At 36.5% G+C, this 23,836-nt stretch carries 19 protein-coding genes and 1 riboswitch; of the genes, 1 reads left to right on the top strand and 18 read right to left on the bottom strand.

Annotated elements, in window-relative coordinates; translation table 11 throughout:
* Nucleotides 1-38: 38 nt before the first annotated feature.
* The 15 genes from Q0871_RS15290 to Q0871_RS15220 all read right to left on the bottom strand — a co-directional run bounded on the left by Q0871_RS15290 (nucleotide 39) and on the right by Q0871_RS15220 (nucleotide 17,050).
* Complete coding sequence (locus Q0871_RS15290; RefSeq protein ID WP_299325291.1) at nucleotides 39-1,178, bottom strand: serine hydrolase; 1,140 nt, start codon at nucleotides 1,176-1,178, stop codon at nucleotides 39-41.
* A complete protein-coding gene (locus Q0871_RS15285) occupies nucleotides 1,175-1,990 on the bottom strand; it encodes a head GIN domain-containing protein (protein ID WP_299325290.1) in 816 nt (271 codons plus the stop codon). Before Q0871_RS15285 ends, Q0871_RS15290 begins: the two co-directional genes overlap by 4 nt.
* A gap of 4 nt (nucleotides 1,991-1,994) precedes the next feature.
* Nucleotides 1,995-3,092, bottom strand: a complete 1,098-nt coding sequence (locus Q0871_RS15280) for an acyloxyacyl hydrolase (RefSeq protein WP_299325289.1) — start codon at nucleotides 3,090-3,092, stop codon at nucleotides 1,995-1,997.
* 229 nt (nucleotides 3,093-3,321) lie between these two features.
* Nucleotides 3,322-4,275 (bottom strand): methylenetetrahydrofolate reductase [NAD(P)H], encoded by a 954-nt coding sequence (gene metF / locus Q0871_RS15275; protein WP_299325288.1) that lies wholly within the window; start codon nucleotides 4,273-4,275, stop codon nucleotides 3,322-3,324.
* Nucleotides 4,276-4,448: 173 nt separating this feature from the next.
* Nucleotides 4,449-7,187 carry a methionine synthase gene (gene metH / locus Q0871_RS15270; protein ID WP_299325287.1) on the bottom strand — a complete coding sequence of 913 codons (2,739 nt, stop codon included), beginning with the start codon at nucleotides 7,185-7,187 and terminating at the stop codon, nucleotides 4,449-4,451.
* 10 nt (nucleotides 7,188-7,197) lie between these two features.
* Entirely contained in the window at nucleotides 7,198-7,551 is a 354-nt protein-coding gene (locus Q0871_RS15265) for a four helix bundle protein (RefSeq protein ID WP_299325286.1), read from the bottom strand.
* 47 nt (nucleotides 7,552-7,598) lie between these two features.
* Entirely contained in the window at nucleotides 7,599-8,588 is a 990-nt protein-coding gene (locus Q0871_RS15260; RefSeq protein ID WP_299325285.1) for a homocysteine S-methyltransferase family protein, read from the bottom strand.
* A 101-nt stretch (nucleotides 8,589-8,689) separates the two neighbouring features.
* A riboswitch (SAM riboswitch) is annotated at nucleotides 8,690-8,819 on the bottom strand.
* A gap of 158 nt (nucleotides 8,820-8,977) precedes the next feature.
* The gene (locus Q0871_RS15255; protein ID WP_299325284.1) at nucleotides 8,978-10,039 is read right to left on the bottom strand and encodes an NAD(P)/FAD-dependent oxidoreductase; all 1,062 of its coding nucleotides are present in this window, start codon (nucleotides 10,037-10,039) and stop codon (nucleotides 8,978-8,980) included.
* 105 nt (nucleotides 10,040-10,144) lie between these two features.
* On the bottom strand, nucleotides 10,145-10,987 hold the full coding sequence (gene cobA / locus Q0871_RS15250) for a uroporphyrinogen-III C-methyltransferase (RefSeq protein ID WP_299325283.1): 843 nt from the start codon (nucleotides 10,985-10,987) through the stop codon (nucleotides 10,145-10,147).
* 1 nt (nucleotide 10,988) lies between these two features.
* On the bottom strand, nucleotides 10,989-13,079 hold the full coding sequence (locus Q0871_RS15245; protein WP_299325282.1) for a HEPN domain-containing protein: 2,091 nt from the start codon (nucleotides 13,077-13,079) through the stop codon (nucleotides 10,989-10,991).
* Between the two features lie 106 nt (nucleotides 13,080-13,185).
* Nucleotides 13,186-14,433, bottom strand: coding sequence for a GTP-binding protein (locus tag Q0871_RS15240; RefSeq protein ID WP_299325281.1), 1,248 nt, complete (start codon nucleotides 14,431-14,433; stop codon nucleotides 13,186-13,188).
* 105 nt (nucleotides 14,434-14,538) lie between these two features.
* Nucleotides 14,539-15,489, bottom strand: coding sequence for a sulfate adenylyltransferase subunit CysD (gene cysD / locus Q0871_RS15235; RefSeq protein WP_299325280.1), 951 nt, complete (start codon nucleotides 15,487-15,489; stop codon nucleotides 14,539-14,541).
* A 48-nt stretch (nucleotides 15,490-15,537) separates the two neighbouring features.
* Nucleotides 15,538-16,161 carry a phosphoadenosine phosphosulfate reductase family protein gene (locus Q0871_RS15230; RefSeq protein WP_299325279.1) on the bottom strand — a complete coding sequence of 208 codons (624 nt, stop codon included), beginning with the start codon at nucleotides 16,159-16,161 and terminating at the stop codon, nucleotides 15,538-15,540.
* Between the two features lie 14 nt (nucleotides 16,162-16,175).
* On the bottom strand, nucleotides 16,176-16,439 hold the full coding sequence (locus Q0871_RS15225; protein ID WP_291793982.1) for a DUF2061 domain-containing protein: 264 nt from the start codon (nucleotides 16,437-16,439) through the stop codon (nucleotides 16,176-16,178).
* Between the two features lie 200 nt (nucleotides 16,440-16,639).
* On the bottom strand, nucleotides 16,640-17,050 hold the full coding sequence (locus tag Q0871_RS15220; RefSeq protein WP_036156292.1) for an Rrf2 family transcriptional regulator: 411 nt from the start codon (nucleotides 17,048-17,050) through the stop codon (nucleotides 16,640-16,642).
* A gap of 92 nt (nucleotides 17,051-17,142) precedes the next feature.
* Between Q0871_RS15220 and Q0871_RS15215 the strand changes: the two genes are divergently transcribed.
* Nucleotides 17,143-17,673: a hypothetical protein gene (locus tag Q0871_RS15215; RefSeq protein ID WP_299325278.1), complete on the top strand. Its 531-nt coding sequence runs from the start codon at nucleotides 17,143-17,145 to the stop codon at nucleotides 17,671-17,673.
* Nucleotides 17,674-17,744: 71 nt separating this feature from the next.
* Here the strand turns inward: Q0871_RS15215 and Q0871_RS15210 are convergent, their stop codons facing one another.
* The 3 genes from Q0871_RS15210 to Q0871_RS15200 all read right to left on the bottom strand — a co-directional run bounded on the left by Q0871_RS15210 (nucleotide 17,745) and on the right by Q0871_RS15200 (nucleotide 23,770).
* Nucleotides 17,745-18,917, bottom strand: coding sequence for an aminotransferase class I/II-fold pyridoxal phosphate-dependent enzyme (locus tag Q0871_RS15210; protein WP_299325277.1), 1,173 nt, complete (start codon nucleotides 18,915-18,917; stop codon nucleotides 17,745-17,747).
* A gap of 62 nt (nucleotides 18,918-18,979) precedes the next feature.
* On the bottom strand, nucleotides 18,980-22,366 hold the full coding sequence (thrA, locus tag Q0871_RS15205) for a bifunctional aspartate kinase/homoserine dehydrogenase I (RefSeq protein WP_299325276.1): 3,387 nt from the start codon (nucleotides 22,364-22,366) through the stop codon (nucleotides 18,980-18,982).
* A 129-nt stretch (nucleotides 22,367-22,495) separates the two neighbouring features.
* Nucleotides 22,496-23,770, bottom strand: a complete 1,275-nt coding sequence (locus Q0871_RS15200) for an O-acetylhomoserine aminocarboxypropyltransferase/cysteine synthase family protein (protein ID WP_299325275.1) — start codon at nucleotides 23,768-23,770, stop codon at nucleotides 22,496-22,498.
* Between the last annotated feature and the right edge of the window lie 66 nt (nucleotides 23,771-23,836).

Below are 23,836 nucleotides of genomic sequence, written 5' to 3'. Positions count from 1 at the left end.
AACTTAAAAAATGTTTAGACCATTAAGCGTTACCATCCTTAAAAAAAAAAAAAACAATCAATGATTGCATCCAAATCTTCCTGTATTTTAGGGTCGGTACAATTAATAAGAATTGAAAAAACAAGCTGCTCTTTGGGGTAGACAAAGAAATTAGCATACCCTCCTACTCCGTTACCAACATGTCCAAAGAACTTTCTACCTTTTGCATCTTCGCTTACCTGCCAACCTAAACCGTAGTACGTTGAATTACCATCTACTTGCTGAGCTGTTAAAAATTGATCTAGAATAGCCTCTTTGACTTTAACTTTCTTGTCTAAGAATGCTTGTCCGAATTTTGCGATATTCTCTGACGTAGATAAATAACCTCCACCTGCTAATTTGTAAAAATTATCTACAGGAATTGCTTTTCTAAATCCTGACATACTCTTTGTGTAAAATGTAGCAACGTTGTTTTGTTCTTTGGATGTAGAAATATCATTTACCTCAAGAGCATCAGGATTTTTACTACTGCTCTGTGAGTCTGACTCATAATGACATTCGGGACAAAAAGTAGAATTCATCCCTAGCGTATTCAGCACCTTCTCTTGTACATATTCTTCAAACGGAATTCCGCTTGCTTCTTGCATTGCAGCAGAAATCATTGCCCAATCAAAACTATTGTACAAATATTCGGTACCTGGTTCATAAACTAAAGAATCATTCTTGAATACCTCTAATCCTTCTTTGATGGACAAAGGTTTATTCAATCCATATTCCTTGCCTTTATAAACTCGTATACCTGCGGTATGGCTCGCTAATTGTCTAATAGTGAAATCCCATTCTTTCTTAGGGTAATCTGGAAGATAAGTATAGAAAGACTCCTCTAAATCAATCATCCCATCTTGTACCATATGTGCTAACGCTGTTGCTGCAATAGGCTTTGAGACACTGGCTATTCTAAAAATAGATTTTTTAGGATGTACAAACTGTTTACGCTCAACATTAGCATAACCATATCCTTTTTGAAAGATGGTTTTCCCGTCTTTTAATACGGTAATTGCAATTCCGGGTACTTTATCTTGTTTTATAAATTGCTGAAGTAGGTAATCTGCTTTTACCAATCCTGTTAATTCTGTATCATCCACCAAAATACGTTTAGCAGCAAATACTTTTTTTAGATATTTGAGTATAGGGTTCATTCCACAAAGATCAAGCGTCCGTTATACAATTCTTCAACATCCACTGTTGCCGGTCGGTTATAACTCTGCAAGTCTCCCGTACCTCTTAAAACTCCGGTTAAACTTTCTTGCGGATTTACTAAAATATCATTTGAACCCCTATGGTTAAAATTTACCCGCTGGGTTATCAATTCTTCTGCCTCTACCCTAGAATCGCCTGCTGCAATGCTAATATTGAAGCTTTCTGCTCTGCCCTTTAACTTGAAATATGATATTCCGTTGCTTGTCATACTTAAACTAGAAACCTCTAATTCTAAATTAAATTCCCCATCTGTAGTTTCTGCTTCTGGATCTGTAAAACTTTCTGATAGCAAGCTTAAACTTTCAAAAGCCAGAACTCCGTCACTTTGAATAGGAAAACCGGTACTACTACGAATACTGGTTAAATTTGGAGTGGTCACATAAACTACCGTGGTACCATAATCACGTACATAATTACAGTCATTTGTATCTGTAAGCAGCAATCGCCCATCTTCCACAACTGCAGCTACTTCATTACGCAAATTTTCACCGGTTTCAATTTCTACCTTTTGTGTATCTCCTTGTTTAATAACTAGAGCTACATTCTCAAAAACTGTTATTGAAGAGAACTCGGCAACCGAAACTTCTTGTCTCGTAATCTCACCAGCACTTTGAAAACAATCAGATGCATTTTCCGAATCGCAAGAAATAAAGGATAGTATCAAAACTAGAATAGCCGACACGGCAAAAAGGTTTCTACTAACACCTCTTCCTTTAAAGTCTATTTTCTGATTTCTATTTTCTAACATCATATTTCTACAATCTTATTCCTATTCCGAATTCTACCGCTTCTGCTTTTGCACCGTGAGATTTTAAGGTAACTGCACCATATATCTTATCGCCAAAATAACGTTTTAGTCCTACACGCAGATATGTACGCCCTTCAAAATCAAACGGATAATATACGTAATAACCGAATTGAGAAATCATCGATACTTTATTGATAAACAACTCATGCCCAGCAAACACACCTACTCTTTTATAATCGTCATCTGCAGCGACTCCATTTTCTGGAAAAGCAATACTTTGATAGCGAATCAACTCCTTTAAAAAATTCGAAAAATAAGCGTCTACCCCAAATTGTAATGCGCTTTTTCTTCCTATCCTTTTATCAGCATAGGCAGAAAGTACAACAAAACCATACTGACCAGAATCAATAACATCACTTTCATTTATGCCTGTTCTTAAAGCAAAATTGTAACGCAACGGCTCTGTTACCTTTTCCTTATCTCTATGTATATATTCTATTTCTTTGCCACCATCTAAATCATAGACAACACCAGCATTAAAAGCCAAGGTATTGGTCGAGGTATTTGGAGCCCTAAAATTAGCATTTGAATAATGTATTAAAGAGATACCAGCTTTGAATCCTAGTCCTTTAATAATATTCTCCTTATGATAATTGAACATTAAATACGTAGAACTTAATACATCTGATCCGTATGCGTTATTTCTAAAATTTGTTACTTTATCATACGGGTTAGTAGCATAAGAGACCCCTTGCCCAACGCGAAGCTGCACGTTACGCTTAAAAAGATAAAAATTGTAATGAGCGTAAAGTCCGTAATTATCACCTAATGTACTATTATTAGAATTCTGATATATGAAAGAATATCCAAAATCAGGATAGTTATATAACTCCTCCCATGCATTTAAGCCATAGGTTTTTCTATTGTAACTCAAAATTACGCCCGCAGGGTGAGATGTGATTAAATGTGAAATATCTGGATTATGTAAAATTATAGACCCGTAAAACTGACTAGCATCAAGGGTATACTTTTTTTGCTCACCAGATTCTTGTGCGAAACAACAACTTACTGAAATCAGTAAAATGGATAGAAACTTAAAATTCATTGAAGGCAAAAATAAGTACTAAGTACGAAGTACCATGTACAAAATACAAAGTTCTTTCTTACAAATTATGTAATTTCAAAAGCAACAATGTCACTTCGAGTGAATTTATGAGGTACGAATAAATTTTTATCGAGAAGCTGTCATGTTCCAAAGGTTCTCGAAACATTTTTACATCTCCGTTACTCTACGATATTAAAACACTAGAACTTACAAACTAGCTTCACGGAAACTAAAACAGTGCCTCCGCTATCGACTTAATATTATCAGATTTTCCCATAGAGTAGTAATGCAACACAGGCACACCAGCAGCTTTCAGCTCTTTAGATTGCTGAATTGCCCATTCAATACCTACTTTACGCACATCTCTATTGGTTGCACAACCATCTACCGCTTCTATTAAATCTTGTGGCATATCAATTCTAAATACCTGTGGTAATAATTGCATATGTCTTTTAACTGCAATTGGTTTTATACCCGGAATAATTGGTACGGTAATTCCCATACTTTTTGCAGCTTCTACAAACTCAAAATACTTTTTATTATCGAAGAACATTTGTGTTACCACATAATCGGCACCTGCATCTACTTTCTCTTTCAATCGTTTCAAATCTGATTGTAATGAAGGTGATTCTAAGTGCTTTTCTGGGTAGCCCGCTACACCTATACAAAAATCGCTACAGTGTTCGCTTTCTATGGTTTCATGCAGATACTTACCACAATTTAATTCTTGAATTTGTTTTACCAAGTCAATCGCAAAAGGGTGTCCGCCATCGGTAGGTTCAAAATATTTTTGCTCGCTACGGGCATCACCACGTAAAGCCATTACATTTTGTATACCTAAATAATGACAATCTACCAACATGTACTCGGTCTCTTCTTTTGTAAAACCACCACAAATTACGTGAGGTACCGTATCAACGTCATATTTATGCTGTATAGAGGCACAAATACCCACCGTACCTGGCCTCATACGTGTAGTCTTCTTATCTAAAAGCCCTTCTTTTTTAATATAAATAGTTTCTTCACGAGATGTGGTCACATCAATAAACGGAGGTTTAAATTCCATTAATGGGTCAATATTATTATACAATTCTTGAATATTTTTACCCTTTACCGGAGGCACTATTTCAAATGAAAAAAGTGTCTTTCCGTTTGCATTAATGATATGGTCTGTTACTTTCATATGCTATACTATTACTCTTTTTGTGAGCAGACCTCAATGAGGCATTATTAGTTATAATTTAATTATTTTGGCGTTCGAGCGAGCTTTCAGCTCTATTTTTTCTATTTATATTTCATTCATCTTGGTGAACATCAGTTTAAATAGAAAAAGATGCCGCTTCAATCCCTAACGCACTAGTCAACTATATTCGGTGCCAACCATCTTTCGGCTTTCTCTAAAGGTATTCCCTTACGTTCGGCAAAATCTTTAACCTGATCATCTTTTATTTTTCCTAATCCGAAATAACGTGCCTGCGGATTTCCAAAATAATACCCACTTACAGATGCTGCTGGCCACATAGCCAAACTATCCGTCAGTTCAACACCAATAGTCTCTTTCACATTTAAAATATCCCAAATAGTCAATTTCTCTAAGTGATCAGGACAAGCAGGATATCCTGGTGCAGGACGAATTCCCTTGTAAGATTCCTTAATTAAATCTTCATTACTCAACTCCTCATTTGAAGCATAGCCCCAGTGTTTCAGCCGGACTTCCTTATGTAAATATTCTGCAAAAGCTTCTGCCAACCTATCTGCAAGAGCTTTTACCATAATGGAATTATAATCGTCTAAATCCGCTTCATATTTCGCCGCTAATTCTGCAGTACCAAAACCTGTAGACACACAGAAGCAACCCATATAATCTTGTTTCCCTGATTCTTTCGGTGCTATAAAATCTGCTAGAGCATAATCTGCTACACCTTCTCTACGCTCTAATTGTTGGCGTAAGGTTCTAAAAGTATACTGCTCTTTATCTCGCCCTTGGACTGCGTTCAAGGTGACATCAATATCGTCATCGTTGACGGAGTTTGCAGGAAAGAGTCCAAAAATACCTTTTGCCTTTAATTTCTTCTCAGAAATAATGGTATTTAGCATTTCTTGAGCATCTGCAAATAACTCAGTTGCTTGAACACCTACAACATCATCAGTTAATATTGCGGGGTATTTACCATGTAATTCCCAACTTCTAAAAAATGGAGTCCAATCTATAAAAGGCAGCAAAAGATTTAAATCTAAATCATCAATTACTTGAATACCTAAGGTATTCGGTTTAACTATCTCAGACGTTTTCCAATCTATTTTAAACTTGTTTCTACGTGCCGCAGAAATAGGCTTATATGTTTTGCTTGATGAACGATTTAAGAACTTCTCCCTAAATACATCATAATCATCTTTAATACTCTTTTTGTAACCTTGTGATGTTTCTTCTTTAAGTAAATCTCCCACAACGGTTACCGCCCTAGAGGCATCGTTTACATGAACTACCGCTTCACTGTACTGGGTATCTATCTTTACGGCTGTATGCGCTTTACTTGTTGTAGCACCACCAATTAACAGTGGAAATTTAAATTTCTTACGCTCCATTTCTTTTGCTAAATGAACCATTTCATCTAGAGATGGCGTAATCAATCCGCTAAGTCCTATTATATCTACATTATGCTCAATAGCAGCTGCAATTATTTTTTCAGGCGGTACCATTACCCCTAAATCAACAATCTCATAATTATTACACGCAAGCACTACACTTACAATATTTTTACCAATATCATGAACGTCGCCCTTTACGGTTGCCATTAAAATTTTACCTGCACCCTTATCATCACCTTCCTGTGGATTAAGCAATTTCTCTTCTTCAATATATGGTAATAAATAGGCTACCGCTTTTTTCATTACACGGGCAGATTTTACCACCTGTGGCAAGAACATTTTTCCGCTACCGAATAAATCACCCACTACATTCATACCGGTCATTAAATTACCTTCAATAACCTCAATTGGCTTACTTGCGGCAAGCCTAGCTTCTTCTATATCTTCAATTATATATTGATCTATACCTTTTACCAAGGCTCGTGTTATTCTATTTTGTAATGGTTCTTCTCTCCATGATAAGTCTACCTTACTTTCCTTAGTTTTCCCAACTACAGATTCTGCAAAATCAAGCAAACGCTCTGTTGCATCGTCTCTTCTATTCAGAATAACATCTTCAACACGTTCTAATAAATCTTTAGGAATATCATCATAAACCTCAAGCATACTAGGATTTACGATACCCATGTTCATACCTGCTTTTATAGCATGATATAAAAATACCGAGTGCATTGCCTCACGAACCGGGTTGTTACCCCTAAAAGAGAAAGAAACATTACTTACACCACCACTAACACTGGCATGTGGCAAGTTTTCACGCACCCATCTTGTTGCTTCAATAAAATCGATGGCATTCAGTTTATGCTCATCCATACCTGTAGCAACAGGGAAAATATTTAAATCGAAAATAATATCTTCTGGCGCAAAATTTACTTTGTTCACTAAAACATCATACGAACGCTTGGCTATCTCAATACGTCGGTCATAATTATCTGCTTGACCTACCTCATCGAACGCCATGACAATAACCGCCGCACCATATCGCTTTATCAATTTGGCATGGTGTAAAAACTGTTCTTCTCCTTCTTTTAAACTGATAGAGTTTACCACACACTTACCCTGAACTACTTGTAAACCCGCCTCAATAATTTCCCATTTAGAGCTATCAATCATAATGGGAACACGAGAAATATCTGGCTCGGCAATAACAAGATTCAAAAATTTGACCATGGCTTCCTTACCATCGATCAAACCATCATCCATATTAATATCAATAACTTGGGCTCCATTCTCTACCTGCTCTCTAGCAACAGCTAATGCCTCTTCAAACTTCTCTTCTTTTACAAGACGTAGAAACTTTTTTGAACCAGCAACGTTTGTCCGTTCACCAACGTTGATAAAGTTAGTTTCGGGAGTGACTATCAGGGGTTCTAATCCGCTCAACCGTAGATATCTGGTTGTTGGTTGTTGATTGTTGGTTGTTAGTATTTCAGACCTATTGCTCATTTAATCTATATCACTTTTTAAAATAATTGATAAATCCATTTACCAATTTCTTACAGCTAATAATTCTCTTATTAATAGCTTCAAAATCATCATTCTCAATATAATTCAAATCAAGGGCTATATAAATTTGAGTTTCCAACTCATACAATGAACCTCTTGAAATATGTAAAAACTGTATCGTGTCAGCAGCTGTCCTTCTTCCGCATCCTTCTGCTATGTTAGAAGGAATAGATACAGCACATCGTCTAAGTTGATTAGTAAGTCCATAAGTCTCTTCTTTTGGAAACGACTTGGTCAAAGTATAAATATCCTTCACAAGAATTCTTGACTCCTTCCAAACATCCAATTCTGTATAGACTTTCATAGTATTACTATTTTTTTATCCAACAACTAACAACCGACAACCAACAACTAAAATTGACGCGGAGCAAAATTTTCCACAATCTTCGCTATCGCCGTAATATGCTCAGGGGTTGTTCCACAACAACCACCTACTATATTAACTAATCCTTTTTCTGCGTATTCTTTAATTTGTTCTGCCATTTGATCAGGAGTCTCATCGTACTCTCCGAATGCATTTGGTAGTCCTGCATTGGGGTGTGCCGAAACCGCATGCTCACTTTTGGTTGACAGTACCTCTAGATGCGGAACCAATTGATTCGCACCTAAAGCACAATTAAACCCGACTGATAAAATCGGAATATGAGATATCGATATTAGAAATGCTTCTGCCGTTTGACCAGATAACGTTCTACCTGACGCATCGGTAATGGTGCCACTCACCATGATTGGCACATCTATATTTCTTTCTTCCTTGACCTCTTCAATAGCGAACAATGCCGCTTTTGCATTTAACGTGTCAAAAATAGTTTCTACCAAAAGTAAATCTGAACCACCATCTAACAAGGCTTCCACTTGTTGTTTATATGCTACACGTAACTCATCAAAAGAAACTGCTCTATATCCCGGATCGTTTACATCAGGAGACATACTTGCCGTTTTGTTCGTAGGTCCTATACTACCGGCTACGAATCTTGGCTTATGCGGTTCTTTAGCTGTGAATTCATCTGCTACCATTTTAGCGATACGTGCAGACTCATAATTTAGCTCGTACACCAGGTCTTCCATGTAATAATCTGCCATAGCAATAGTAGTACCTGAAAATGTATTGGTCTCTACGATATCGGCACCTGCAGCGAAATATTTACGATGAACCTCAGCAATTGCTTCAGGCTGAGTTAGAGACAATAAATCATTATTGCCTTGTAAAGGGTGTTCCCATTCTTTAAAACGTTCTCCCCTAAAATCTTCCTCAGTAAATTTATAGCGTTGTAGCATCGTACCCATGGCACCATCTAATATGAGAATTCGCTCTTTTAAAATTTCTTTTATATCCTTCATTTTACGTTGTAAAAAGATTCTACGTCCAATAAAAAATTAATTCGAAATCAAGTAAGGAAAGTTAGGCTAGATGCCTTTTCTTAAGTTATCTGTCTTTGGAAATGTTATTTAGAATAACACATTCTGCAGAAGTAGGCAGAATAAAGATAGAATGTAGCACCTTCTTTTCCATATTGGAAAGGGTTGCCAAGGTTTCAATGGGTCTAGTCCCTCCACCTTTCTTGATAACGTTTCAATATATTTATGAACTAATTGCAAAGTAACGGCACAGTATGCTCTTATCCAAAACTTCAATAGGTTATTTAGTTAACGAAATTCTGGGGAATTGTCATAAAAAAACCTCTGAATCATTAAAGAACCAGAGGTTTCTGCCATATTACTTAAGTATTTTATGCTATACTCTGTACTACTTCTTTCTTAGCTTCTTTCTTAGAACCATCAAATCCTTCGACACCACCAACAGTAGTATACTTCATTACATATCGCTTACCTGGATTAATTTGTTGGTATGCAAACTGACACATTACCGCAGCTTCATGAAAACCTGATAATATCAATTTCAATTTACCTTCGTATGTATTTACATCGCCAATTGCATATACACCAGGTATGTTTGTTTGATAATCTTTTGCATTGTTTACCTTAATCGCATTTTTATGAATATCTAAGCCCCAATCACCTATCGGACCTAATTTAGGTGATAAACCAAACAACGGAATAAAATTATCAACTTCTAAATAGGTATCATCTTTCTCTTTATCTGTATGTTTGATAACAACAGCCTCAAGATGATCTTTGCCATGCAATTCTTTAACCTCAGCTTTCGTAATCAATTTGATTTTACCCAACTTGGCTAACTCAGCAGCTTTTTCAACAGAATCTAAAGCTCCTCTAAATTCATCTCTTCTATGCACCAAAGTTACTTCTGAAGCTACATCGGTTAAAAATATAGCCCAGTCTAAAGCTGAATCTCCACCACCGGCAATCACCACTTTTTTATTTCGATATACTTCTGGATCCTTAATCATATAAGAAACACCGGTATCTTCAAAATTTACAATATTTGAGATAGGTGGTTTTCTTGGTTCAAAAGAACCTAACCCGCCTGCTATAACAACAACTGGCGCATTGTGCTGAGTTCCTTTATTTGTAGTTACTACAAAAGAACCATCTTCTAACTTATCTAAGGTTTCAGCTCTTTCACCCAATGTAAACCCGGGTTCAAAAGGTTTGATCTGCTCCATTAAATTATCTACCAAAGTACCCGCCAAAATTTCTGGAAATGCAGGAATATCGTAGATAGGCTTCTTAGGATATATCTCTGAACACTGACCACCTGGTTGTGGCAATGCATCTATTAAATGCGTTTTTAACTTTAATAATCCTGCTTCAAACACCGTAAATAAACCGGTTGGTCCCGCTCCTATAATGAGCATATCTGTTTTAATCATAATCTTCTTTTTAGTAAAAAGTAATTAGTACAAAGTTGACATCATACTACACACTACTTTTTAGCTTCTTTTATTTCACTTAGTTTATGTACTATATACTTATTATTATGAGGTTTTGACTTCGCTCAAACTAACATTCTCTTTTGAATACTGATTTTTCGCTGCTACTAATGCTTCGCGATGTTTTATCACTTCACCTATAATAATGATTGCAGGGTTCGATAATTCTTCTTTTTCTACAACCTCAGCTATAGTTTCAATAGTCGCTATACCTACTTTTTCATTTTTACGAGTTCCGTTTTGAATAATAGCTATTGGCATTTCTGCTTTGCCCTCACCTTTAAACAGCTCTACTATTTGGGGTAATTTGGACATTCCCATTAATATCACCACTGTTGCACTACTCTTTGCCGCTAAAGCAATATCTGTTGATAGCCTATGTTCTTTGGTAGTGCCTGTTATTACCCAAAAACTTTCTGATGCCCCTCTTTTTGTTACTGGAATATTCTGATAAGCCGGCACACTTAAACTTGAAGAAATACCTGGCACCATGGCCACTTCTAAACCATGTGACGCTGCATATTCCATCTCTTCTGAACCACGACCAAATACAAAAGGATCTCCGCCTTTTAATCTTACCACGTGTCCGTCAGATTTTGCCCTGCTAACAATCAACTCATTTATTTGTTCCTGCTGATATGCATAGCATCCTTTGCGCTTACCCACAAAAATCAACTCTGCATTATTGGCATACTTCAGCAACTCTTCGTTAACCAAAGCATCATACAAAACCACATCGGCATTTTCAAGAGTTTTAATTGCTTTTAAAGTGATGAGCCCTATATCGCCAGGGCCTGCACCAACAACAGTCAACCTCCCTTGACTCTGCGAGGGAGTATCAACTATTGAATTGATTGTTTTTTGATTGGATAGATTATTAGTATGCATGTTATGCTTCTGCTAATTCTTGTTCTCTAAACTTTGCAACCGTCTCTAAGAATACTTTAGCATCCTTTATATAAGACTCGGCAAATTCTTTTGTTGGTTCATTCTGATTCAATTGAAGTACCAATTTTTCGAATCCGCCTGCAACAGCAATTCTTCCATCGGCAACAAACTTCTCATCAAAATCTTTAATGATACTTACATGTGTATTTACTTTCGTATTCTCTGAGGTTAACATCGCTTTCGCTGAATTCACCATTGAAGAATATGCGTGATAGATACTTGCAGACCATTTCTCTGCATCGAACATATTTTGTGCATTCTGTATCTTCTCTTCACTCTCGAAAAGAAGCGTAGCAATTAAGTCGATAACCACACCTGCACACTCACCTACACCAATTGCTTTTTCATAACGTTCTGTATTTCCCCAGTCAATGAAATCTTCTGGCGTTAAATCATCTACAGATGATAATGGCGTTAGAAAATCATAGAAATACATTTGCCCTTTTTCAGCATAGTAATCCGGAAATGATAAATCCCCACCATTAGCATCGTAATCATTTAAGATTAAGCGTAATGCTTCAGGACCTCTTTTACTTGGAACTTTTACCACTTTATCTGCAAAACGACCTTGACCGTTACCATCTGTGCTACCACCTAATAATACTTGTAATGCAGGTGCTACCAATTTATCTTTTGTACGAACAGACATGCCCTGGAAACCAATATTTGCCATATTGTGTTGACCACATGCGTTCATACAACCACTGATTTTTATTACAACATCTTCGTTATTGATATAATCAGGATATTCTGTTTTTATAACTCTTTCTAATTCTTCTGCAATACCTGTACTACTTGCAATACCTAAATTACAAGTATCTGTACCTGGGCAAGCTGTAATATCTAATGCTTTATTATATCCTGCTTCGGCAAATCCTAATTTTTTCAATTCCGTATAGAAAAATTCAATGCTTTCTTCTTTTACAAACGGAATCAAAATGTTTTGACGAAGTGATAAACGAAGCTCACCTGCTGCATACTTCTGCACCAAGTTGGCTAATAAACGTGCCTTGTCGGTATAGAAATCGCCTAACAATACTTTAATACCCAAAGCAACATAACCAGGTTGTTTCTGAGGAACAACGTTCGTTACTTTCCACTTTTCAAATTCCTTTGAATCTGCTATTTCAACTGCAGGAACTTTTAAATCTGATACTTTGGTTTTCGGATAGTCTTCTGGATCAATAGGAAAAGTATCAAAAGGCACAGCCGTTTTCTCAGCAGCCAATAACTCTTTGAATCCATCAAGACCTAAATCTTTCAACAAGAATTTCATTCTAGCTTTAGCTCTACTTTTACGCTCACCGTAACGGTCAAAAACACGTATAACTGTTTCCATTAAAGGAATAATCTGGTCCGCTGGCAAAAAGCTATATAACTCATCTGCATGTCTTGGTTGAGAACCTAAACCACCACCCAACATCACTTTAAAACCTACTTCTCCATTTTCTATTTTGGCGATAAAACCTAAATCGTGCATGTATGATAAACCAGTATCTGCATCACTTGCCGAGAAAGAAACTTTGAATTTACGCCCCATTTCTTGACTCACAGGATTTCTAAGGAAATACTGAAATAATGCATGTGCATAAGGCGAAACATCAAAAGGTTCATCTATATCAACACCCGCTGTTTCACTAGCGGTAACATTACGTACCGTGTTACCACAAGCTTCTCTTAATGTGATATCGTCTTTCTCAAGTTCTGACCATAACTCAGGAGTCCTGTTCAAATCTACATAGTGAATCTGAATATCTTGACGTGTAGTTATGTGCAATCTACCAGTAGAATACTCGTCAGACACATCGCAAATACGCAGCAATTGCTGAGAAGTCACCTTACCATACGGCAATTTTATACGGATCATTTGAACGCCTTCTTGACGCTGACCGTATACGCCACGAGCCAAACGAAGGCTTCTAAATTTCTCTTCATCTAAATTGCCGCCATGGAACTCATGAATCTTGCGTTCCAATTCTAAAATATCATTCGCAACTACTTGATTCTCTATTTCTGTTCTAAAACTCTGCATCGTTCGGTATTAAATATTCAGTACTAAAATTAACTTTTACTCTATTTTGCCTATAGATTTTATAGACTTAATTAAAACAGCCAATATTAAAATTGACTTTTTCTATTTAACTAATGAATCCCGCTCCTACGGTACTATTAGATTTGGTGTCTATTAAGATAAATGAACCGTTAGTTCTATGATCTTTAAATTGATCGTAGAAAATTGGTTTATTTAAACGTAAACTTACCTGGGCAATATCATTCATACCCAACGAATCTGTTTCTGTATCGATACCCGAATAATCAGGAGCAATTTTATGATGTACCTGCTCCACTTTTGCCAATACTTTATTGACACCGTGTTGTACTATATATTTGTTTCCTGCAGCCAACGGTAATGAATCCATCCAAGAGATTGTAGCAGTAAATTGCTTATCAACTGTTGGTAAATCATTAGCTCTAACTAACATGTCGCCACGACTCAAGTTTATTTCATCGTCTAACGTAATCGTTACCGAAGAACGTCTTGATGCTGTTTTGTACTTTTTATCGTGGAAATAAATTTCTTTTATTTTTGAACGTGTTTGCGATGGAAGCGCTACAACCTCATCACCAACACTTAGCTCACCACCGTAAACCTTACCAGCAAATCCTCTAAAATCATGGTGTTCATCTGTTTTTGGACGAATAACATACTGTACCGGGAAACGTGGTGTACCTGCATTGAAAATATCTTTTCTATCTAAGGCTTCAAAATGTTCTAACAAAGTAGGACCGGTATACCAAGGTGTCTTATCTGTTTTATTTACCACGTTATCTCCTTTCAAAGCGCTAACAGGAATAAAAGTTATTTTCTGATCTTGGTAGTCTCTTTTCGCCATCAACTCTTCAAAGTCTGCTTTGATAGCATTGTAAGTTTCCTCAGAATAATCTACCAAATCCATTTTATTAATGGCTACTACAACATCTTTAATGCGTAGTAAATTATTAATAAAAAAATGTCTGTTCGTTTGTTCGATTACACCCTTACGTGCATCGATCAATATAATCGCTGCTTGTGAAGTAGATGCTCCGGTAACCATGTTACGGGTATATTCTACGTGACCGGGAGTATCTGCAATAATGTAACTTTTCTTTGCCGTAGAGAAATAGATATGGGCAACATCTATAGTTATACCCTGCTCGCGTTCTGCTACCAAACCATCTGTTGCCAAAGAGAAATCTAAATAATCGTATCCCTTTTGCTTACTGGTCTTTTCAATCGCTTCTAACTTATCGCTGGTCAAAGATTTTGTATCGTAAAGCATTCTCCCTATCAAGGTACTTTTACCATCATCTACACTACCTGCCGTTGCTATTTTTAGTACTTCCATTTTAAAGCTATTAGCCCTTCGCTATTCGCTATTGGCTTTTAATATTATTGTTATTGCTTGTTGCCGATAGCCAAAAGCTAAAGGCAGAATTTTCAAAAGAAAATTCTAAAAATATCCTTGTTGTTTTCTTTTCTCCATCGCTGCTTCTGAACGCTTATCATCTATACGCGCACCACGCTCTGAAATAGATGAATCTCTAATTTCTTCTACTACTTTATCAATTGACTCTGCATCTGAAAGTACTGCTGCCGTACAAGACATATCGCCTACTGTACGAAAACGAACTAATCTTTCTTCTACCACCTCATCTTCTTCTCTAAACACGATACCGTCTTCTGCAGACCATATCATACCATCTCTTAAGAATGTCTTACGTTTGTGTGCGAAGTATATTGACGGAATTTCAATTTGCTCTTCTTTGATATAAGACCACACATCTAATTCTGTCCAGTTAGAAATAGGAAAAACTCTTACATTCTGACCCAATTCTATTTGTCCGTTTAACATATCAAACAACTCTGGGCGTTGGTTACGCTCATCCCACTGTCCAAAATCATCACGAACTGAGAAAATACGTTCTTTAGCACGAGCCTTTTCTTCATCTCTTCGCGCTCCACCTATACAGGCATCAAACTTAAATTCTTCGATTGCATCTAACAATGTTGTTGTCTGCAAGCTATTTCTACTAGAATATCTACCTGACTCTTCTTTTACTTTACCTTGATCGATTGAATCTTGCACATTACGCACAATCAACTCTAAACCTAATTCTTCTACCAACCTATCTCTAAATTCGATAGTCTCTGGGAAGTTATGCCCTGTATCAATATGCATTAAAGGGAAAGGAATTTTCGATGGCCAAAATGCTTTTTGAGCCAAACGAACCAATGTAATCGAATCTTTTCCTCCTGAGAATAAAAGAACTGGCTTCTCGAACTGAGCTGCTACTTCTCTAATGATATAAATTGCCTCATTTTCAAGTGCATTTATGTGAGAGGTATCTTTTAAAAGTTCTATGGATGGGGTTACTTCCAATTCCGTACTGCTATTACTCATTCTATATTTTCTTAGATAAATTATCTTATTCTTTTCTACGCTCTTAGATTAACTATGTAACCCGCATTCTCTATTTTCTAATACCTTAGTTGGGTCGAAATAGTTATGCTCATTAGGCAGATTATATTTCTTTAAATACGTGTCTAGCTGTGTGTCGTTCCAGTGGTAAAACGGACTCACCTTTAAAACACCGTCTTTGCTTAGACTTAAAATATCTAGACTATCGCGGTGTGCAGTCTGCCCTTTTCTTAGGTTCGTAAACCAAACATCTGGTTTAAATTCTGCCATTGCCCTTTTAAAAGGCTCCAACTTTACTTGCTCGGTAAATAATGCATGTCTTGGATCATCGATTTGTGGAATACCCATTACAGCATCTCTATGCGCAGTAGTCTGCTTTGGCACAAATAACTTTACGTTCAAATTCAACTTGCTGATTATTTCATCTGCATGTTTGTATGTTTTCGGGGTGTTATAACCCGTATCGCACCAAACCACAGGAATATCTTTTCTTACCCCAGATACCGCATGTAAAATAGCTACTTCATATGGTCTGAAGTTTGTAGTTACTACTGGAGTTACTGCATGCTTTACAGCCCAAGAAATAATTTCTTCTGGCGGTATACCTTTAAATTGTATGTTTAACTTCTGAACTTGTGCTTCTGTCAATGCCATAATCCTATTCTTTATTATTTACCCCACTTTACTAAATTCCAGATTCTTTCGTGAAAAAAGTACAACACCATCTTCGTTACAAAATCTATAGATGCAATTGAGGCAGCAAGTGATATTTTGCCTGTAAGTAAGTATGAAATAATTAAAGTATCTAACGTACCTATTACCCTCCAGCTAAAAGCTTTTGCAATACTACGCATTGGCTTTTCAGAAGTTTTATCTTCTTTATAGGTCGTTTTAGACTCTTTTTTATTTAAAATAAGTTGATCTGCAATCATCTTTTACTCAATTTTTATTACCCTACTAATTTAATAGAGTTTTCAAAAATAGTATTATTTTCCAAAGTAGTCGCCCTAATTTCAGATAAATTTCATTTACCCTATAGATTTAGTAGATTATTAACAAAAGGGCGTGAAAAATTAATATTTCGCAATGTAGTGGATTACTGCAAAATGAAGATTTGTTAAAATAAAGGGATTTACGAAATGATATCCTTCAGTGTATTATTACGGTATACATCTAACGCACTATCACGCACTTGCAGCATTAGCTTATGAACAGAACAGGTGTTTTCATCGGGACAATCATCACAGGTTTCATAAAAATTTAGACTTACACAAGGCACCATGGCAATTGGACCTTCTAAAACTCTCATAACATCGGTCATCGAAATCTCTTCAGGTGTTCTTAACAAATAGTAACCGCCACCTTTACCTTTTTTAGAACCTAAGAATCCTGTTTTTCTTAAACTAAGAAGTATACTCTCCAAGAATTTTTGGGAGATGTTCTCCTTTTCAGCTATTTCTGATATTTGAACAGGTTTTTTATCGGGTTGTGCCGCCAAGTAGGCTAGCGCTTTTAAACCGTATTTTGTCTTTTTCGAGAGCATGTTGCTAAGATAGCCAAATAATAAAAATATAAGCAAAATACTTGAATAGACCTTTTTTACGTTATAGGGTTCCAAATCAATTCTACCTATTTATGAAAAAAGTATTTTTATTTTCGCTTATTAGCGTATTTACGCTAGTTTTTATCTCTTGTTCAGATGACGACAGCGTCGGCGTTTCCAACGCAAGTGAATCACAAATTATCGGTACATGGAACCTTACCGCTCTTGAAACAAGAGATGGAAAGTCTGACACTAATTTTGACGGAACATCAATACCCACTACGTTTACGGCTGTTGGTGAAGATTTTGATACTATTGTTATTTTTTCTGAAGACCCACAAATAGTAACGAGTGAAGGATCATATACAACCGTGGTAACCACTACAGTTATGGGTGAAACCTCAACAGAAGAAGAAACCGGCGAAGACTTTTTCGAAAGTAATGAATGGAGATTGGATGGAAGCATCCTTTATTTTGGCTCTGGCGAAGAAGAAATTGGTTTTACGATTACAGAATTAACAGATTCTCAAATGTCATTACGATATGAGTTAGATGAAACTGTAGATTTTTTAGGGTTTGAAACTAGTGTTAGCGCGACCTACAATATGACTTTAAGTAAATAAACACTTTAATTTATCGTATAAAAAAAAAGCCCGGTACATACCGGGCTTTTTTTGTTTCTACTATTATTCGACTATCCTAATGCCTGAGCAATATCTGCGATAATATCATCTATATGTTCTAACCCTACAGAAATACGAACTGTGCCATCAGAGATACCTACTGCAGCACGTTCTTCTACACTCAACTTACTATGCGTTGTAGATGCTGGGTGCGTAACTATAGTTCTTGAATCTCCTAAATTGGCAGAAAGAGACAACAGCTTAATGGAATCGAAAAACTCTCTACCTGCATCTAATCCTCCTTTAACTTCAAAAGCTACTACACAGCCACCCGCTTTCATTTGCTTAATGGCTATCTCATATTTTGGATGCGATTTTAAGAACGGATACTTCACCCAATTCACTTTATCGTTCCCCTCTAGATACTCCGCTAATTTCAATGCGTTTTCACAATGCCTATCTACTCGTATTGCCAATGTCTCTAAACTTTTAGACAACACCCATGCATTAAATGGTGATAAAGCGGGACCTGTAATTCTTGAAAAACGATATACCTTATCCATCAACTCCGCACTACCCACTGTAATACCTGCTAATACTCTACCTTGACCATCCATCAGTTTCGTACCTGAATGAATTACCAAATCTGCACCAAACTTTATTGGTTGCTGTAAATAAGGCGATGCAAAACAATTATCGATTACAAGGATCAAATTATTCTTTTTCGCAATCTTACCCAACTCCTCTAAATCTAATACATCAACACCAGGATTCGTCGGAGTCTCTGCATAAATAATTTTTGTTTTCGGAGTGATCAAACTTTCTATTTCTTCTAATGCATCTATCTTGAAATAGGTATGGTCAATATTCCACTTCGGGAAGAAGTTCGTAAACAACGAATGCGTTGAACCAAATATGCTTCTTGCCGAAAGTACATGATCACCACTATCTAATAATGCCGCTAAAGTAGAAAAGACTGCCGCCATACCCGATGCAAATGCAAAGCCACTCTCTGCGCCTTCCATCTGGCATACTTTATCTATAAACTCAGATGAATTTGGGTTCGAATATCTAGAATATATATTCCGCTCTTTCTCCTCCGCAAACGATGCACGCATATCTTCTGCATCTTCAAACACAAAACTTGAAGTCAAGTACAACGGTACCGAATGCTCCAAGTTTTCACTTCTTTTTAGTTGCGTACGAATCGCGTTCGTTTCAAATTTATTGTTGTTCTCGTTCATTTTTTAAATCAATTCTAAATTCACTTTTCTATTACCTTGTACTTTTACCCTTGTACCTAGCATTATCCTTTCTCCGCAATCCTCAATATATCTCCAAAAACACCTCTTGCCGTAACTGCTGCGCCAGCACCTGCACCTTGAATTACTAACGGATTTTCCCCGTAAGATTCTGTGTATATTTCTATGATAGAATCTGACCCCTTTACCTGTCCCAAGGCACTTTCTTTTGGAACGGATATCAACTTCACATCTAATACTCCTTTTTCCTTTTGAAGGTTTCCATGTAAATCACCAACATATCGCAATACATGATTTGGCTTCTGATTCTTTTTAATTTCACTGAATTTAGCATCCAATACATCTAAATTCTCTAAAAAGAAAGCCACTTCTCCGTCTTGTAATTTCTTCGGGATAAGGTTATCAATATTTATATCTGCAAACTCATTATGCAAATCTAGTTCACGTGCTAAAATCAACAACTTTCTACCTACATCATTTCCTGATAAATCTTCACGAGGATCTGGTTCTGTAAACCCTTGTTGCATCGCATCTTTTAAAATAGATGAGAATGGTACATCGCTTTCTGAAAAAGTATTGAAAATATAACTTAATGAACCAGAGAACACTCCTTTAATTCTGGTTATATTCTCACCGGATAAATGCAATAACTTAATTGTATCTATTAATGGTAATCCCGCACCTACATTGGTTTCATACAAATATTGCTTTTGATTCTTTTGTAGCTCTTCTCGTAGCAACTGATAAAAATCGTAACGTAATGTATTGGCTATTTTATTTGAAGACACAATATCGAAACCATGTTCTACGAATTCAAAATAGTTTGCTACAAAGTCTTTACTTGCCGTATTATCAATAACAATTAGGTTCTCTAAATGATGACGTTTTGCAAAATCAAAAACATCTTCTACTTTATACGCCTTGCCTTTTTGTTTTAAATTCGTTTTCCAGCTTTTAGTAATTCCCTTTTCATTCAACAAAATCTTCTTAGAATTCGCGATACCAAATACTCGCAAATCTAATTTCTTACGATCCTTAATTGTTTTGGCAGATTTTAGAATTTGATCGATCAGCGTTCCTCCTACATTCCCGTGTCCGAAGACAAAAATATTTATTCTTTTACTGATACCAAATACTTGTCCGTGCATGACGTTTACCGCCTTGTGTAAATCTGCTTTCTTCACCACCAAACTCACATTCTTACCCGACACCGTATTATTGAATAATAGTGGTACAATCTGGTTTTTGATCAGTGCGTTAAAGGGATTATGGAATGTGCTTAAATCTTGACCTACAATAGATATGATCGAAACATCATCTATCACTGTAATCATATTCACATCTTTAGATTCAAAATCATTACTAAATTCATTCTCTAAAGCCAATTTTGCTCTTTTAGCCTTGTCTTTCTTCACTACAAGACCAATACCTCTCTCTGAAGAACCTTGAGATATTATACTAACACTAATATTACTTGCTTCTAAAGCCTTAAATATTCGTGCATCTACACCTACTTTACCTAACAAACCGCGACCTTCAATATTAATCATCGCTACATCTTCAATAACAGAAAGTGATTTTATTCCTTCTTCACTTGATTTTGCACTGATCAATGTTCCTTCACTATCATCATTATACGTATTTAAAATACGCAGCGGAATGTTCTTTTCAATTAATGGTATTATCGTTTTCGCATGTAAAATTGTTGCTCCGAAATTAGCCAACTCATTTGCCTCTTCATACGAGAGATTCTCTAGCTTTTTAGCTTCCGGTACATAATCAGGGTTTGCAGTATATATTCCGTCCACATGTGTATAATTCTGCAATTCTTCAGCATCTAAAAAGTTGGCTAAAAGCGCTGCGGAATAATTACTGCCGTTTCTACCCAATGTTGTTGTTTCTCCATCTAGAGTCGATGAAATAAAACCGGTAACTACAGCGACAGTATCTTTGGGTATATCTGCAAACTTTAGTAATACCTGCTCTTTTGACACTGCCTCTAATACTTTGGCATCACCAAATGTATTATCGGTCTTTATCACCTTTCGCGTATCCACTAGCGCTGCATTGATGCCTTTACCTATCAATAATTTGGTAACCAACTTGGCAGAAATTAATTCACCATAAGCCAGTACCTCATCTTTAATTTTAGCACTATAATCTCCCAACAAAGAAACACCTTCGTACAACTTTGCCAAGCCTTTAAACTCCGCGGATAAATTGATATTCTTATAGGTATGCTTTTGATATTTTTCTAAAGCCTCAAACTGAGATTTATAGTCTTTACCTTTTGCGGCTTTCTCCAGCATCTCATCTAGCTGATCCGTAGCTCTTTCCCTAGCGGATAAAACAATAGCAATGTTCTCATCGTTCTTTACCTTATTAGCAACGATATCTAAAACACGCTCTAGTCCTTCTCCATTGCTCAGGGACTTACCACCAAACTTCAGAATCTTTATTTTCTTGATATTACCGTTGGTATTAAAAATACCATCAAGCAATTTCTCCATTTGATCAAACTCGATCAAAAAGGCATCATGCCCATGTAGCGACTGTACTTCACCATAAGTAACATTACTCTTCGCTTGCGCCAACTGCTTAAACGTATCTTTATTTTCTTGAGCGGTAAAGAACATATCAGAATCTACACCTATAATATGAATATTGGTATCACTATTTTGCAGTCTGATGAAATTCTCATCTCCACCTCTAGTGACATCAATCGTTTTCAATAACTGATTCATCAATTTATAGGCAGATAATTGAAAACGCTCTTGCAACTTATCGCCATGATGCATTAACCAACTTTCTACATTAAAAACCTTTAGCTCTTCATTTGTACTTCTTTTGAAGCGCTCTTTAAAGGAAGCCGGAGTTCTATAACACAACATTGCATGCATACGTGCATCGTGAACAGGTTGCTTAGAATTCACCAAAAACTGCTCTTGAATTTGACAATTGGCAATTAACCAGTCGGTCGATTTCCAGTCGGATGCTACAGGTATTAAATGCTCGGTTAAATCTGGTTGCAATGCTGCCATTTCCCAAGCAATACCACCACCTAAAGAACCGCCGATCAAAGCAAATAAACGGTTTACTTTCAACTGCTGCAAACCCAATAAAAACATTCTAGCTACATCGCCAGCTACAAAATCCTTATAGTTTTCAATCACGAATTTATCATGTCCGTTACCCGGAATATTGAATGCCAGAATGGTATACTTTTGGGTATCGATACATTTTTCATCACCGATAAGTGCCGACCACCAGCCATCTTCTCCAGTAACATTAGAGTTTCCGGTCAAAGCATGGTTCACCAAAATAATAGGCGCTGTATGTAGCTCTTTACCAAACACCTGATAAGACAATTGAATATCTTGAGAGGCACCACTTAAGGTCTTGTATTTTTTAATCTGTAATTGATGTAGCATCTATTTCAAAATCAATTTATGGCTTCAACTTCACTCAGCCAGTACTATTTTCCTATTTTAAATAACCGGTCACTTAGTTTTAGCTCAATGACCAATTATTTCAATTTTGCTTTATATCGGCAACCGAGATTAAAGACTTGCAAATGCCTGTTCTAAATCGGCTTTTAAATCTTCAATATCTTCTAGACCAACAGACAAACGAATTAAATCTTGACCTACACCAGCGCTTTCTTGCTGCTCTGCAGTTAATTGTTGGTGTGTGGTACTTGCTGGGTGAATTATTAATGATTTGGTATCACCAATATTCGCTAACAACGAAAATATCTTAGTCGCATCGGTCACTTTTTTAGCAGCTTCAAATCCGCCTTTAACGCCAAAGGTAACTAATCCACTCTGTCCTTTTGGCAAGTATTCTTTTGCCAACTCGTTGTATTCATTGCTTTTAAGTCCTGGGTAATTCACCCATTCCACTTCTGACCTACCTTCTAACCATGTAGCAAGTTCTAATGCATTTGCACTATGCTGCTTGATACGTACCGGTAATGTTTCTAAACCTTGAATAATTTGGAATGCGTTAAACGGACTCAATGCTCCACCAAAATCGCGTAAGCCTTCTAATATTAATTTAAAGGTAAATGCTGCTGCACCTAATGCTTTGCTATATACCAAACCATGATACCCGGCAGATGGCTCAGTAAACTCTGGGAATTTTCCGTTGGTCCAGTCAAAAGTACCAGCATCAATAATTGCTCCACCTAACGAAGTTCCTTGTCCGCCGATATATTTTGTCAGTGAATGTATTACTAGGTTAGCTCCGTGTTCAATAGGATTCAATAATGACGGAGTAGCCACAGTATTATCTACTATAAATGGAACACCTGCTGCTTTTGATTCTTTTGAAATTCCTTTCAGATCCAACACATCTAACTTCGGATTCCCTAAAGACTCCACAAAGAATGCTCTTGTATTGTCCTGTACAGCTTTTCCAAAATTTTCAGAATCTGATGCATCAACGAATGTTGTTGTGATTCCGAATCTTGGTAAGGTTACGTTCAATAAGTTAAACGTACCACCATATAAACTGCTAGATGCTACAATGTGATCACCAGCTTTCAATAAAGTTAATAATCCTGTAGAAATTGCAGCTGTACCCGATGCAAATACTACCGCACCAATACCACCTTCTACAGCAGCTAATCTATCTTGTAAAATTTGATTGGTTGGGTTGTTTAAACGTGTGTATATGAAACCAAGTTCTTTTAAAGAAAATAAGTTTGATGCATGGTCTGTATTATTAAATACATACGATGATGTCTGATAAATAGGCACCGCTCTTGTACCACCATTGGTAGTTGTGTCGTGACCTGCGTGTAATGCGTTTGTTGCTAATTTGTAATTACTCATGATTTTGTTGTTTTTAAAAATTGTTTAAATAATTAAAAAGCTCAACCTCGACCTGCAAAAATTGCG

The organism is uncultured Maribacter sp. (genome assembly GCF_947500985.1).
In the GTDB taxonomy this organism is placed as follows: Bacteria; Bacteroidota; Bacteroidia; order Flavobacteriales; family Flavobacteriaceae; genus Maribacter.
This window is presented reverse-complemented; position numbering and strand designations above follow the sequence as displayed.